General features: G+C 66.2%; 16 protein-coding genes. 9 read left to right on the top strand and 7 right to left on the bottom strand.

Features of this window, described 5'->3' with window-relative positions; translation table 11 throughout:
- Positions 1-5 precede the first annotated feature (5 nt).
- Complete coding sequence (locus ACQUQO_RS01060) at positions 6-1,334, bottom strand: amidohydrolase (protein ID WP_435076080.1); 1,329 nt, start codon at positions 1,332-1,334, stop codon at positions 6-8.
- A 39-nt stretch (positions 1,335-1,373) separates the two neighbouring features.
- Positions 1,374-1,688, bottom strand: coding sequence for a 30S ribosomal protein S10 (locus ACQUQO_RS01055; protein ID WP_435076079.1), 315 nt, complete (start codon positions 1,686-1,688; stop codon positions 1,374-1,376).
- Between the two features lie 97 nt (positions 1,689-1,785).
- Between ACQUQO_RS01055 and ACQUQO_RS01050 the strand changes: the two genes are divergently transcribed.
- Together ACQUQO_RS01050 and ACQUQO_RS01045 are read left to right on the top strand one after the other, a co-directional pair.
- Entirely contained in the window at positions 1,786-2,211 is a 426-nt protein-coding gene (locus ACQUQO_RS01050; protein ID WP_435076078.1) for a bis(5'-nucleosyl)-tetraphosphatase, read from the top strand.
- 21 nt (positions 2,212-2,232) lie between these two features.
- Entirely contained in the window at positions 2,233-3,264 is a 1,032-nt protein-coding gene (locus tag ACQUQO_RS01045; protein WP_435076077.1) for a DUF5787 family protein, read from the top strand.
- Here ACQUQO_RS01045 and ACQUQO_RS01040 read toward each other — a convergent pair whose 3' ends face one another.
- On the bottom strand, positions 3,265-3,750 hold the full coding sequence (locus ACQUQO_RS01040) for a DUF5797 family protein (protein WP_435076076.1): 486 nt from the start codon (positions 3,748-3,750) through the stop codon (positions 3,265-3,267).
- A gap of 211 nt (positions 3,751-3,961) precedes the next feature.
- On the opposite strand from ACQUQO_RS01040, the gene ACQUQO_RS01035 reads away from it, so the two are divergent.
- From ACQUQO_RS01035 to ACQUQO_RS01015, 5 genes are all read left to right on the top strand, one after another.
- Positions 3,962-4,954, top strand: a complete 993-nt coding sequence (locus tag ACQUQO_RS01035; protein WP_435076075.1) for an AAA family ATPase — start codon at positions 3,962-3,964, stop codon at positions 4,952-4,954.
- Positions 4,951-5,940: a DUF58 domain-containing protein gene (locus ACQUQO_RS01030; RefSeq protein WP_435076074.1), complete on the top strand. Its 990-nt coding sequence runs from the start codon at positions 4,951-4,953 to the stop codon at positions 5,938-5,940. The genes ACQUQO_RS01035 and ACQUQO_RS01030 overlap by 4 nt, the downstream gene beginning before the upstream one ends.
- Positions 5,937-8,195 (top strand): transglutaminase TgpA family protein, encoded by a 2,259-nt coding sequence (locus tag ACQUQO_RS01025; RefSeq protein ID WP_435076073.1) that lies wholly within the window; start codon positions 5,937-5,939, stop codon positions 8,193-8,195. The genes ACQUQO_RS01030 and ACQUQO_RS01025 overlap by 4 nt, the downstream gene beginning before the upstream one ends.
- A 27-nt stretch (positions 8,196-8,222) precedes the next feature.
- Positions 8,223-8,516 (top strand): stress response translation initiation inhibitor YciH, encoded by a 294-nt coding sequence (gene yciH, locus ACQUQO_RS01020; RefSeq protein ID WP_435076072.1) that lies wholly within the window; start codon positions 8,223-8,225, stop codon positions 8,514-8,516.
- Positions 8,517-8,805: 289 nt separating this feature from the next.
- Positions 8,806-9,240, top strand: coding sequence for an NUDIX domain-containing protein (locus ACQUQO_RS01015; RefSeq protein ID WP_435076071.1), 435 nt, complete (start codon positions 8,806-8,808; stop codon positions 9,238-9,240).
- Between the two features lie 297 nt (positions 9,241-9,537).
- On the opposite strand, the gene phoU is transcribed toward ACQUQO_RS01015, so the two are convergent.
- Positions 9,538-10,206, bottom strand: coding sequence for a phosphate signaling complex protein PhoU (gene phoU, locus ACQUQO_RS01010; protein WP_435076070.1), 669 nt, complete (start codon positions 10,204-10,206; stop codon positions 9,538-9,540).
- Between the two features lie 232 nt (positions 10,207-10,438).
- On the opposite strand from phoU, the gene ACQUQO_RS01005 reads away from it, so the two are divergent.
- Positions 10,439-11,434, top strand: a complete 996-nt coding sequence (locus ACQUQO_RS01005; protein WP_435076069.1) for a PhoU domain-containing protein — start codon at positions 10,439-10,441, stop codon at positions 11,432-11,434.
- 24 nt (positions 11,435-11,458) lie between these two features.
- Here ACQUQO_RS01005 and ACQUQO_RS01000 read toward each other — a convergent pair whose 3' ends face one another.
- The 3 genes from ACQUQO_RS01000 to ACQUQO_RS00990 all read right to left on the bottom strand — a co-directional run bounded on the left by ACQUQO_RS01000 (position 11,459) and on the right by ACQUQO_RS00990 (position 13,123).
- The gene (locus tag ACQUQO_RS01000; RefSeq protein WP_435076208.1) at positions 11,459-12,055 is read right to left on the bottom strand and encodes a flavin reductase family protein; all 597 of its coding nucleotides are present in this window, start codon (positions 12,053-12,055) and stop codon (positions 11,459-11,461) included.
- Complete coding sequence (locus ACQUQO_RS00995; protein ID WP_435076068.1) at positions 12,055-12,672, bottom strand: VOC family protein; 618 nt, start codon at positions 12,670-12,672, stop codon at positions 12,055-12,057. The genes ACQUQO_RS01000 and ACQUQO_RS00995 overlap by 1 nt, the downstream gene beginning before the upstream one ends.
- Before the next feature lie 85 nt (positions 12,673-12,757).
- The gene (locus tag ACQUQO_RS00990; RefSeq protein ID WP_435076067.1) at positions 12,758-13,123 is read right to left on the bottom strand and encodes a DoxX family protein; all 366 of its coding nucleotides are present in this window, start codon (positions 13,121-13,123) and stop codon (positions 12,758-12,760) included.
- A 136-nt stretch (positions 13,124-13,259) separates the two neighbouring features.
- Between ACQUQO_RS00990 and ACQUQO_RS00985 the strand changes: the two genes are divergently transcribed.
- Entirely contained in the window at positions 13,260-13,598 is a 339-nt protein-coding gene (locus ACQUQO_RS00985) for a winged helix-turn-helix transcriptional regulator (protein ID WP_435076066.1), read from the top strand.
- Positions 13,599-13,602 lie beyond the last annotated feature (4 nt).

Below are 13,602 nucleotides of genomic sequence, written 5' to 3'. Positions count from 1 at the left end.
GCGGGCTACGGCCTTCGCTCGGCGATTTCACGAATCGAATCGGTGAGGATATCGACGCCGATGGCGATGGACTCCTCGTCGACGTCGAAGGTTGCAGTGTGATGGCCGCCGGGATGGTCGGTACCGACACAGACGTAGGCCGCGTGACCGCCGTCTTCCTGGACTTTTCGCATGAGGTAGGTCGCGTCCTCGCTGCCGCCGAGGTCGTCGCGCTCGGTCGGCGTTTCGACCACGTCCATCCCGGCGATGATGTCGTGAACGATGGCCACGAGTGCTTCGTCGCTCGTCGCGCTCGGCGCACCACCGACCGTCGAGGTCTCGACCGAACAGCCGTGCATTCCGGCGGCGTTTTCGAGGACGCGCTCGGCACGCTCACGAGTGTACTCCATCAGCCCCGTGCTCCGACCGCGGACTTCACCCTCGATGAACGCCTCCTCGGGGATGATGTTGGTCGCGGTGCCGCCGCCGACCATCCCGGCGTTCACGCGAGTCGGGCCGTCGTCGTGGCGCGGGATAGCATAGAGGTTTTGCACCGCGGTCGCCATCGCCTGCACGGCGTTGTCGCCCTCGTTTGGCTTGCCGCCGGCGTGGGCCGACATGCCTGTGAACTCCGCACGGAAGTGATGGACCGCGAGGAACCCGTCGATGCCAGCGACCACCTCGCCGGTGGGATGGTCGAGACCCACATGCACGGCGAGCAGGTAGTCCACGTCGTCGAGATGGCCGCTTTCGGCCATCGGCTTCCCGCCGGCGACCATCTCCTCGCCCGGCTGGAAGAGCACCTTCAGAGTCCCCCGGAAATCGCTCTCTTTGATGTCGTCAGAACTCTTCGAGTTCTGACTGCCTGCTGAGCTTTGCTCGGCAATGGCTTCGAGCACCCCGATGCCGATGGCCGCGTGGGCGTCGTGCCCGCAGGCGTGCATCGCCCCCGTCTCGGAGCGAAAGCCCTCCCTGACCGGTGTGTGCTCTTCGGAGTCGGATTCCTCGCGGAGCAGGCCGTCGATATCGACTCGAAGAGCGACCGTGGGTCCCGCGCCGCGTTCGAGCACCGCCACCACGCCGGTGTACCCACCCGAAAGCCGGTCGAGAACGTCCTCCCGTGCGCCGGCCTCGCGGGCGCGGTCGCGCCAGTCTTCGAGTTCGGCGTCGTCGGGCACGGCCGTGCGCTCGTCGTCAGCAAGGGCGTCGGGACCGACGTATAACTCGTCGACGCCGATGCGCTCGCATTCGGCGACGATGCGGCTCGTGGTGTAGAACTCCCGCCATGCGGGTTCGGGATGGCGGTGGAGGTCGCGGCGCAACTGGACGAGTTCGTCGTGGCGCGTCTCCTGCATACACCGACTGCAAGCCGCCGAAGCTTAAATCCGAACGACTCAGCGCACCTGTTCGATTTCGACCTCGACGTGGACGCCGGCGGGGAACTCGCCGCCGGCGACGCTGCGGGCGAACTCGTCGTGGCCGACGATTTCGATGGTTCGTGAATAGACGGTGTAGGTCCAGTCGGAAAACCGGCCGCCGGTCGTCGAGAGTCGTTTCGACTGGGGCGCGCGCTGCTGGCGGGGCTGGCCCGCGTGCGGGCCGCCGAACTCGACGCCCTTGCGCGCAGCGGTCTCTTTGACGTCCTCGACCACCCGGTCGAGCGCGCCCCGGTCGCCGCTCGTGAGGTCGAGTTTCGTGACGAAAGGCATGTTCGGTGGTCGTTCGGATACCTCAAAACACGCTCGGTTGGTCCCGCACAGCGGGCGAAACAACAACCAGTTAAAGGCTGCCCGAATAGTCAGGCCAATGGCAGTCGAAGCGACGAGCGCGGGGGCTATCCTCTTTCGTGACACGAGGGGCCGCCGCGAGTACCTCCTGCTCAAGAGCCGCCCCGGGGACTGGGAGTTCCCCAAAGGCGGCGTCGAGGGCGAGGAAGAACTCCAGCAGACGGCGATTCGAGAAGTAACGGAGGAAGCGGGCATCAGCGACTTCAGACTCCTAGATGGGTTCCGCCGCGAGTACGACTACGTGTTTCAGGCCGGCGGCGAGACCATTCACAAAACTGTCCACCTGTTCATCGCCGAGTCCGAGGAAGCGAGCGCCGAGCTCTCGCACGAACACCGCGACCACCAGTGGCGCGACTACCAACAGGCGCTCAACACCATCACGCAGGACGGCCCACGCGACATCTTCCGGGAGGCCCACGACTTCCTCGACGATGGAGGCTACTGACCAGTCGGCTCCCGAACCATCGTGAGCGCCGACAGCGAGTTCGTCTTCGAACTCGGGGTGTGCGGCTGGACCGAGCGCAACTGGCCGCCCGGTGGCACACTCGACGCCGACACGGCGGCCATCGTCGCGCGCCAACTCGGCACCAAACACCGCCGCTGGGACACGGTGATAATCGAGGCCAGTCGGAAAAAGCTCGCCCGCAGAGCGCGCTTCGGTCCACGCGCGCTCGACGGCGACCTGCTACATGTGGTCGAGAACGCGCCCGCCGAGTGGAAATGGTATCAGGAGTGCCTCCCCAAACCCGACTTTCCGTGGCGATACGTCCGCGAGGCGGTCCACCGCGCCGCCGGTCGGGACATCGTCGAAACCCGCAGTCGAGGAAATCGCATCGAACTCCGTCGTAAGTGGAAATATCCGAACTGGGTCGAGCGGGTGGTCGCCATCGAGAACAAGCCCGACCTCGATGCGAGCGCCGCGCGCGCCCTCGCGGGTCAAGTCGAACGCGACGTGGCACTCGCGCTCTGTGATGAGGTCTGGGTCGCCACCGCCCGCACGGGAAACTCCATCGAGCCCGTTCTGCTGGAGGACTTCCCCGTCGAGGCAGGCGTTCTCGTCTTCGATGCGGAGGATGACGCGGCGACGGTCGCGTGGCATCCCCGGACGCTCGCCGCCGGCGAGTCGGGCACGCGCATCACTGAGCGGGCCGATAGTGGCGGTGCGGCGACCGTCGAGTTCGCCAGTCCGGAGTGGAAGGCCGAGAAACGACTTGCCATCGCCGAACGGGCCTACGAGCGCGGCTGGCGCTCGTATATCGATACGATGCGCCCGGATTGCCGACACTTCGAACTCCGTGAGTCCGGCCGAACGGCCCTGCCGTGGTGTGCGGCCAAAGGGAGACACCAGAGCGCCGCCGAGTGTTCGGGGTCCTGTTCGGAGTTCGAACCCGAGCCACCCACGTGGCGCTCGCAGGGCTGGCCAATCGAGGGCGGTCCCGGGAGGGCAATCGACCGACTGCTCGCCGACCGGCGCGCGCGCCAGCGACCCGAAGAGTAGCTACTCGTCGAGCGCTTCGACGACCACGCTCTCGCGCTCGACGGCCAGCCGAAACGTCGGCACGGTCTTCTGAACGACCTCGACGACGCCACGGCGGGCGAGACCGCGCAGCGCCGAGCGCACGTCCTCGGCGGCGGGGTCAATGTCGTGGGTATCACGGAGCTTGTGGAGGACCGAAACGACACTCTCGGCCCGGTCAGCGGCGTCGGCGACGACCTCGAAGACCTGTGCTTGGAGTTCGGGGACTTTCACCGTTCGTGGGCCGTCGCTCTCGGTGTCGGCTCCGACGAGGTCGGCGGCGTCGGCGGTCGCGCGAATCAAACTGTCCTCGTCGCGGTAGTAGTACGCCTTGAGTTCGTTTTCGAGGTACTGGTGGACCTCGCTACCGCTGTCCATGTCCCAGCGCTCTTCGAGTTCGCCGTTCTTCGTCGGCTGGAGGGCCACCACGTCGGCGAGACGCTCCGTTGCCTCCTCGGAGAGGGCCATCGAACGGCGGTATGGAAAGCGGCTATATCCGCTTTCTGGAATCGCGTCGCCGTCCGCGCTCGATTGTGTGACCGGCGAGTTCAACCATCCGTGCGTGTGACAGACACACCAAAGCAGTAACGTTACAAACGCTCGGCCCGACAAGAGTGCAAATGGGCCGGTATGAGTGTCTCGTTCCCAGTTCGAGCGTATCCACATCACTACATGACCAATGACGGACACGAACGCCGACACGGACGGGGGACGGCCTGCTGCCACCACGACTGACCGCCCACCTCGGCTCTCCGTCGAAGAGACCGGCGACCTCGCTCGCACCGTCATCGAGAACACCGAGGAGGTCATCGTCGGCAGCCACGACGCCATCGAACACATCGTGACGGCGATGCTCGCGCGCGGACACGTCCTGCTCGAAGACGTTCCGGGGGTCGGGAAGACGATGCTCGCACGCGCGGTGGCGCGCTCGTTCGAGTGCTCGTTCAGCCGCGTTCAGTTCACGCCTGACCTCCTTCCTTCGGACGTGACAGGGGTAAACGTCTTCAACCAGAAGACCAGGGAGTTCGACTTTCAGCCCGGGCCCCTCTTCGCCAACGTCGTGCTCGGCGACGAGATCAATCGCGCCCCACCCAAGACCCAGAGCGCGCTCCTCGAAGCGATGGAGGAGGCCCAAGTCACCGTCGACGGCACGACTCGTTCGCTTCCGGACCCTTTCACCGTGATTGCGACCCAAAACGCCGTCGAGCGCAATCGTACCTATGAACTCCCGCTGGCCGAGGTCGACCGCTTCATGAAGCGCCTCGAACTCGGCTACCCCGACCCGAGCGCCGAATCGGCGATGCTCGACAACGTGGTGGGAACCCACCCAATCGAGACGCTCGAACCGGTCGCCACGCTCGACGAACTCCGGGCCGCCCGCGCGACCGTCGCCGAAATCACGGTCGAGCAGCCCGTCCGCGAATACGTCACCAGAATCGCCAATCACACCCGCGAGCGCGCCCGGCTCGGCGTCAGCCCGCGTGGCTCGCTGTCGCTTTTGCGTGCCGGACAGGCGCGGGCCGCCCTCGACGGGCGCGAGTACGTGATTCCCGACGACATCCAGCACGAGGCGGTGGTGACGCTCGCCCATCGCGTGCGCCCGGTCGCGGACACCGAGAGCACGGGTGAGGACGTGATTCGGGCGGCGCTGTCGGCGGTCCGCGTCGAATGAGACCGACGCGCCGCGCGCTCGCGCTCGTCGCGGTCTGTGCGCTCGCCGTCTGGCTCGCCATCACCTTCGGCGCGCGCTCGCTGAACGCGCTCGTCGTCCCGGCACTGGTCGCGCTCGCCGCGGCCGCCGCCCAGTTGCTCCTCGCCGAGCGACCCACCATCACCCGGAGCCAGCCCGCGGCGGGGTTTCCGGGCGACGTTCGACGAATCGAACTCGTCGTCGAGAGTGGCCAGCCGCTCTCGGCGCGGGTCACCGAAGAGGTCGGCGACGGGCTTCGCTCGGAGTTCACTTCGGCGACGCTGAGCGTTCCCACGACGGTCGAGTACGAGGTCGAACTCGAAGCCCGCGGCGAGCGCCGGCTCGGGCCGCTCGCGCTCACGGTCACGGACGTGTTCGGGCTGTTCTCGAAGACCTTCGAGTACCCGAAACGCACGCCCGTGCTCGTCTACCCGCCAGTCGAGGACCTCGCGGCCGCGGGCGTGCTCGGCGGTGCCGTCGAACGTACCGACCACCGCGAACGCTTCGACGAACTCCGCGAGTACGTCCCCGGCGACAGCCTCAGAGATGTACACTGGAAATCCAGCGCGAAACGCGACGACCTCGTGGTGATGGAGTTCGACGGCACGCGGGAGCTGACCGGTCTCACTCTCGTCGCCGAGTCGACCGCCGGCCACGCCGACGCGATGGCGAGCGCGGCCGCGAGCGTCGCCGTCGCACTGCTCGATGCCGGAATCGTCGTTTCGCTGTGCTATCCCGATGGACGGGTCGAGCGCGCCGGCGGCGAGCCACAGCGCGAGCGGGTGTTGAGTGCGCTCGCCCGAACGGGACCGGGTCGCGTCGAGCGCGACGCCGACGTTCGCGTGCTCGCCGACGACCGCGGCACGCGACTCACGGTCGAGGGTCGTGAGCTACCGTTCGAGCGCGTGACAGGGGGGTCGAGCGCCGTGGCTACCGACGGCGGCACGACCGCCGGGGTGGAGCCGTGAGCGTCGCGACCGGCCGTTCGTGGGTCGGCGATTGGTCGCGGCGTGCGCTCGCCCTCGGCGCGGCGGCGCTGCTCATGGGGTCGTATCTCGCGGTTCTCGCCACTATCACCGACATCGCCGGCGGCACCGACAGATTGGTCCTGTTCGTCGCCGGCAGCCTGCTCGCGGCGACGCTGCTCGCACGCTTCCTGCCGGCGTTTCTCGCGCCCGTCCTCGCGGCTGGGCTGTTCGCGGTCGGTCTCTGGAGCTACGTGCAGGCGGTGCCGAACGGCGGCGTGCTTCTCCGGTCGCTCGGCGTGGTGCGGTCGGACGTGATTGCACTCCTGACGGGGCTGTCGATACTCCGCATCGCGGAGGCGGGCGTCTGGGCGGTCGGGTTCGCGCCCGCGCCGACGTTCCTGACGTGGTATTTCGCGCTGCGGCGGCGCTACGTCGCCAGCGCGCTCGTCGGCGGCGCGGCGCTCTCGTTTTTCGTCCTCACCGGCGATGCGGGACCGGTGGTGGTGCTCGTCGGCGTCGTCGGGGCCGCCGGCGTCGTCGGTTTCGGCGACCTCGAACGCCACCGCGGCGGCGTGCGACAGGTCGAGACGCTCGTCGTCGTGCTCGCGGCGATGATCGTGCTCGCGCCGCTGGTCAGTATCGTTCCCGGCGGTGCGACCGACCCGCTGGTGTCCTCGGGCGGAGGCGGTCCCGAAACCGTCGAGGCCGGACTGCTCGCGGGCGGCGACGAGGTGAACGTTCAGGGGTCGATATCGCTCTCGCCGAAGGTCCGGTTCACCGTCGAGAGCAGCAGTGCCGACTACTGGCGCGTGGCCGGCTACGACCGCTATACGGGGCAGGGATGGGTCAGGACCGGCGACGACCGTCCATACAACGGCTCGCTCGCCGGCCCGCCCGGCGATTCGACACGACTCACCCAGACCTACACCGTCAAGACGCCGCTGTCGATTCTGCCGGCGGCGTGGAAACCCACCGACCTCTCCGGCGCGCCGGCCGACGATGCGCGCGTGAGTTCGCTCGCCGGTCTCCAGCCCGATGGAACGCTCGACAACGGCACGACCTACACCGTCACGAGCCAGCGACCGAACTGGACCGCCGACGAACTCCGCTCGGCCGGACAGGACTACCCGGATGGCCTTCGGAGCCGATACACACAACTGCCCGAGAGCACGCCCGACCGTGTCGCCAACCGGACCGACCGCCTCACCGCGAACGCCGACAACCCCTACGACACCGCCCGCATCATCGAGCGCCATCTCGAACGAACGAAAAACTACTCGCTCAACGTCAGCCGACCCAATGGAAACATCGCCGATTCGTTCCTCTTCGAGATGGGGAAGGGCTACTGCACCTACTACGCGACGACGATGGTGACGATGCTGCGCACGCAGGACATCCCAGCGCGGTTCGTGACGGGCTACACCTCGGGCCAGCGCGTTGCGGAGGACGAGTGGGTCGTCCGCGGTCTCGACAGCCACGCGTGGGTCGAGGTGTACTTCCCCGAGACCGGCTGGGTGCGCTTCGACCCGACGCCGGGCGGACCGCGGTCGGCCGTCGAGGAGAGCAACCTCCAGAACGCACGCGCTGGCAACGTCTCGAACGTCGACACCAATCAGTCGGAGGACGGCGAGTGGACGCCAACGACGGAGACGACGACCGCCGACGAGAGCGAGAGTACGGGCGCGGACACCACTCAATCGGCCAATCCGGCAGGTCTCGAACGCGCCGTCGAGCAGGACGCGGCGGCCGCGGCGAACGGCTCGACAACGCCGGCCGGCAGGGGAGCGGCTGCGGGCACGACGCCGGGCGGCGATTCGTCGTCATTGCCGGACCTGCCGTCGCCATCGCGCGAGCAGGTGGCGTTCGGACTCGTCACGCTCGTCGGTCTCGTGGCGGGCACACGCCGATTCGGGCTGGGTAAACGACTCTACCGCGCGCTCTGGCTTCGTTACTGGCCGAGCGGCTCGCCAACGACGGTCGTCGAGGGGGGCTTCGAACGCCTCGAATACCTGCTCGCCGACGAGCACCGCCCGCGTCGGAACGGCGAGACGCCACGCGAGTATCTCGCTGCCATCGGGGCCGACGAGCGTGCTGCCCGCGTCGGCGAACTCTTCGAGCGGGCTCACTACGGTGGGACGGTGAGCGAGGCCGACGCGGCGGAGGCGCGGACACTGGTCGCGGAGCTTCGCGCCGAACGCACGCCGGTTCTCGGTCGCTTCCGGCGCTCGCGCGAGCGAGGTCCCGACAGTATTTAATATGGCCACCTCGTATATTCCGGTGTAATGTCGGAAGTCTGCTCGACGTGCGGCCTGCCCGAGGAACTCTGCGTCTGCGAAGACGTCGCCAGAGAGTCCCAGCAGATCACCATCCGCATCGACGAGCGCAGATACGGAAAAGAGGTAACGATAGTCGAAGGGTTCGACCCACAGGACGTCGACATGTCGAGTCTGTCCTCGGACCTGAAATCGAAGTTCGCCTGTGGCGGCACCATCGAGGACGACGCCATCGAGCTTCAAGGGAATCATACGGGTCGCATCGAGGACTTCCTCCGCGAGAAGGGCTACAACGTCGCATAACCACTTTTTTACAGGGGCCCTCCCTCGCGCTTCGCGCTCGGTCGAACCCCCTGCAAAAACCTGGACTAAAAACCCCCGCTTGCAAACCGCGCGAGCGGTGAACCACACTCACTTCGTTCGCGTGGACACGACCGCTCCGCACTGCAACCATCGGCCGCACAGCACCGCAGAATTTCTCACTCCCGACGGTCGTTCGCCTTTCATCCGCCAGGAACCACCCAGCCACCGTACTGTTCCGTACCGCAGATCACAAACGATATGCAGCCGCCACCGCTCTTGACGGTTCCAGATGAGTTGGCGAGAGATTAGGCCCGTTGCGCTCGCCGCCGTCAGGCGCGAAAACGGCGAGATTCTGGTCGCAGAGCACGAGGACCCTGACGAGAACGACCCGTTCTACCGGCTCATTGGCGGCGGAGTCGAGTTCGGCGAGCACAGCCGCGACGCGGTCGTCCGGGAGTTCCGCGAGGAACTCGATGTCACACTCACCAACGTCGCTCACATCGGAACCTACGAGCGAACGTTCACCTTCGACGGCGAACGGAGCCACGAAATCTGGCGGGTCTTCGCGGGCGATATCGCCGAGGGCTGGCCCTACAAGCACGAGCGATTCGAGGGCCACGAACCGGAACTCGGCGAGACGTTCGCGGTGACGTGGCTGGCCCCCAACCGACTCCGTAACGACGTGACGTTCTACGATCCAATAGTGCTCGACGACCTCGACTGAGGTCGCGGCGGCTGCGGTGCGGATGCGGTTCCTGGCGGATGAAGGGCGAGGGGAGCGAGGCGCGAAGCGCCTCGAATGCGAGCGGGGAGGAACGACCCGCGAGCACGCGAACGGAGTGAGCGCCCGAGGGCTTCGGCGGAGGCGGTACTGTGCGGCGACGGAGAGCGCCAGTGATTGTACCGCGAACGAGCGGAGCGAGTGAGCGGGCCGACGAACGACCATCGGAAGTGAGGAGGCTTTTGGTCCAGATTTTGCCAGCGAGCGAACGAAGTGAGCGAGCACAGCAAAAGGTGGGGATTAGTAGATGAGTTCGTCGTCGTTGGCGACCATGTAAAGGGTACGTGCGGAGATGTTGACGGCGTGGTCGCCGACCCGTTCGAGGTCCCGAATCGTGAGCAAGAGCCTGGAGACATCGGCCATGAGCTGGTCGGTGTCCTCGGCGTCGAGTTCGGATTCGATGAGGTCGCGGACGACGGTTTCGGAGGCACGCTCACAGAGGTCGTCGAGTTCGTCGTCGCGCTCGTCGATGGCGTAGCAGCCGTCGGTATCGTTGTCGGCGTAGGCGTCCATCGCGTCCTCGACCATCTCCTGGGTGAAGCGACCGATGCCCTGGATATCGACTTCGGGGAAGACATCGCGTTCGGCCTGGAGGGTGTAGCCGCCGAGGTTGGTGGCGAGGTCGGCGACCCGTTCGAGGTCGGTGATGATCTTGAACGAGGCGGCGATGAACCGAAGGTCGCCGGCGACGGGCTGCTGGAGGGCGAAGAGGTCGATACAGCTGCGTTCGAGGTCGAGGTACATCCGGTTTATCTCGTCGTCGCCCTCGATGACCTCGCGGGCGAGGCGCTCGTCCTTGCGGGCAAGCGCGTCGAGACCCATTCGCAGGCGTTCGAGCACGACTTCGCTCATGTAGAGGACGTCCTCGCGGAGGCTTTCGAGTTGGTCCTGATAGCTTTCGCGGGGCATGCCCACCTGTCGGACCGTCCACCTAATGTACCCTTCGCCGAAATGGCTGACTGCACGCCGACGAGCGACTGGATTCGGTTGAATACCCATTTCATCGGAGAGCTATGTACCGCTACAATACCTCCGTACTTGGTTCGCGCCGATAGCGCTAGTAATCGATTGAGTGTCGGTCTTTGCCGAGTGACTATATATTTTGAATGGGTTTATTGTGGTAGCGTGACGAGCGGGAGGCATGGAGACGCGCAAGGTGCAGGTCACGGGGGGGTCGACGTACACGGTTTCGTTGCCGAAGGGATGGGCAACCGACCACGACGTCGAAGCCGGGAGCGAAATCGAGTTCTACCCCGAGGAGGGGTCGTTGTTGCTCGCGCCGCGGACCGAGACCGAAAACTCCGAGGGAACGCTCGACGTCACGGGGTTGGGCAACGGCGAGCTCACCCGCGCGGTCGTGACGATGTACGTCAGCGGCTTCGATGTCATCACGCTCGAAACCGCGAGCGTCGATGCCGCCCAGCGCCGGACAATCCGAGAGACCGCCCAAGGACTGGTGGGTCTCGAAATAATCGAGGAGACAGCCGGACACGTCAGTCTACAGGACCTGCTCGACTCTTCGGAGCTGTCGATTCACAACGCCATCACGCGGATGCGACTGGTCGCACTCACGATGCTTGAGGACGCCGTGACGGCGCTTCGGACGGGCGACGGAGATTTGGCAGCCGATGTCATCGAACGCGACGAGGACGTCGACCGGCTGTGGTACATGACCTCTCGTGTCTTTCGCGCTGCGCTGCGCCATCCGAGCGCGGCGACCGACATCGGCCTGCCCCGGGAGACGTGTTTCGACTACCACACGAGCGCGCGCCAGCTCGAACGAATCGCCGACCACGCGACCAAAATCGCCGACCACGCGGACGCGCTCGACGGCGTTCCCGACGACGCGGGCGAGGCGCTCGGGTCGCTGCACTCTGATGCCGCAACGGTCGTCGAGACGGCGATGGACGCGCTGCTCACCGACGACCCCGACGAGGCCGTCGAACTGGCCAACGAGGCGATGGCACACATCGAGGCAGTCGATGCACGTGTCCGCGAGGTCGATGACCTGCTTCGAACACTCGACACCCAGCGCGTCCAGCAGCTCGGACTCGTCGTGGATTCACTGTCGCGCAGCGCCGACTACGGAGGCAACATCGCCGAGACCGCGCTCCAGAAGGCCGCACCGCGACCATAACGTCCCGAACGGGCCACAGCGCCGTCAGTCGGGCCGTTCCATCCGGAAGCGGTCGCCGGTCCGGCAGTAGTAGTTGCCGGCGAGGCGGCCGACCGCATCGAGTTTTCGCACGTCGAGTTTTCCATCCGTGGTCACGCTCTCGTCGAGATGGACCGAGACGACCTCGCCGAGGACCATCGCGTTCGAGCCGACCTCGATGAACTCGTGGAGTTCGCACTCGAAGGCGACCTCGGCCGCGGCGACACGGGGCGGGCGGACTTCTGCGGAAGCCACGCGGTCGAGAGCGGCGTGGTCGAACTCGCTTTCGCCCGGTGGGAGCGTCGCACTCGTCTCGTTCATCGCTGCGGCGAGCGGTTCGGTGACGATGTTGACGACGAACTCGCCAGTTCGACGGGCGTTGCGCGCCGAATCCGAGAGTCCGTCGGGGCGACCCGAGCGGTCGGCGGGCGCGAACATCACGACCGGCGGCGACGTGCTCACCACATTGAAGAACGAGTACGGCGCGAGATTCTCGACGCCCTCGGACGAGAGCGAACTCACCCACGCGATGGGTCGTGGGACGACCGCGCCGGCGAGGGTGCGGTACAGCGAGTCGCGCTCCGTGGGGTCGATGCGCACGATTAGACGCCCGCGCCGGTCGGAGCGTCCGGTAGGTCGTACCGATGGACCTCGATGCCCAACGCTTCGAGTGCGGCCTCCAGATGCTCGTCGCCGACGTACTCCGCACCGTCCGCGACGCGCAGTTCCTGTGCCATCGCGTACACCTCGCCGCGGCGGTCGTCAGGGATACGATATTTGTCGGTAGCGAGTTCGATTGTCAGTCCGTTGTGGTCGCGGGTGTACAGCGACTGGAACGGGCCGCGGTCGAACTCGTTGAAGCGCTTTCCGGTCGCTTCGAGTCCCTCGCGTGCCTCCTCGAAGCGCTCGGGGTCGAGGCGGAAGGCGAGGTGATGGACCGCCCCGACGCCGGGTCGCTGTCCGCCGGGACGGGACTCGCGGTCGTCGGTGACGAAGAAGGTCAAAATTCGGCCGTCGCCGGTGTCGAAGAACAGGTGTTCGACTTCCGGCTGGTCGAGGTTCGGCTGGCGGAGCACCAGCGGCATTCCCAGGACATCCCGATAGAAGGCGATGGTGTCCGCGGGGTTGCTCCCGATGAGCGTGATGTGGTCGGTGCCGACGACCGGCACGGGACTGTTCGGTGGCTCGGCGCTGACGTCGGCGGGCGGTTCCTCGCTCATGGGATTTGACGGTCAGACGGTGGCTCCGCAGTCATTTCAACCCATCGGGGGTGCTCTCGGGACCTACGAGAGGAAGGTCGGTCGCTCATTCGTCCTCCCGGGCGAGAAACGAAAGCGCCGCGCCCAGCAGTGCGAGGTTCTTCAGGAAGTGAATCAGCTGACCCTCGCGCTGCTCGTCGTCCATGTTCCAGAAGTCGTGCATGCCCGGCGTGACGCCGACGAAAAACGTCGCAATCGCGCCCGCCGCGAATTTCCTGGCCTTCCCGGTCGCGAGCGCACTCCCGCCGACCAGCAGCGCGCCGCTGGCGAACGGCACGAGTTTGTCGGCTTCTGGAACGTCGTTCGAGTCGGCGTACGCCACGGTGCCCTCCATATCGCGGAAGTTGTCGAACGCCATGAACGCGAGCACGCCGCCGAACAGCGCGCGCCCGATGGTCGAGACGCGTCCCATCAGACGGCCTCCATGCGGTTCGTCGGTTGCCATGCTGTTCTCCTACTGAGTGTAGCAATCGGTATCACGACGTTACCTAGTACGAAGCCGAACCGGTATATACCTTCCCAGACGGAGAGGTAACCGGGTAACACCGATGTCATCACAGCGAGAGCGCCCCGTCGATGAGGCCTGTGCGGTCGTGGAGTCGTTCGAGCAGGTCGGTTCGCAGTGGCGGCTGGTCGTGCTCTACGAATTACAGGGCGGCGAACAACGGTTCAACGAACTCAAGCGCTCGACCGACGCGAGTTCCCGGACCCTCTCGCGCGTGCTCGACGACCTCCAAGACACGGACCTCGTAGACCGCAGAACCGAGGAGGACGCCCCTATCGCCACGTACTACCGCCTCACCGCGAAGGGAGAAGCGCTCTGTCCGGTGTTCGACGAAATCGAGGCGTGGGCCGACGACTGGCTCGACGGCGAGACACGGCCATAGCCGG

Source organism: Halococcus sp. AFM35 (assembly GCF_051195015.1).
GTDB lineage: Archaea > Halobacteriota > Halobacteria > Halobacteriales > Halococcaceae > Halococcus.
Note: the sequence above shows the minus strand (reverse complement) of the source record. Positions and strands in the feature narration are given on the sequence as shown.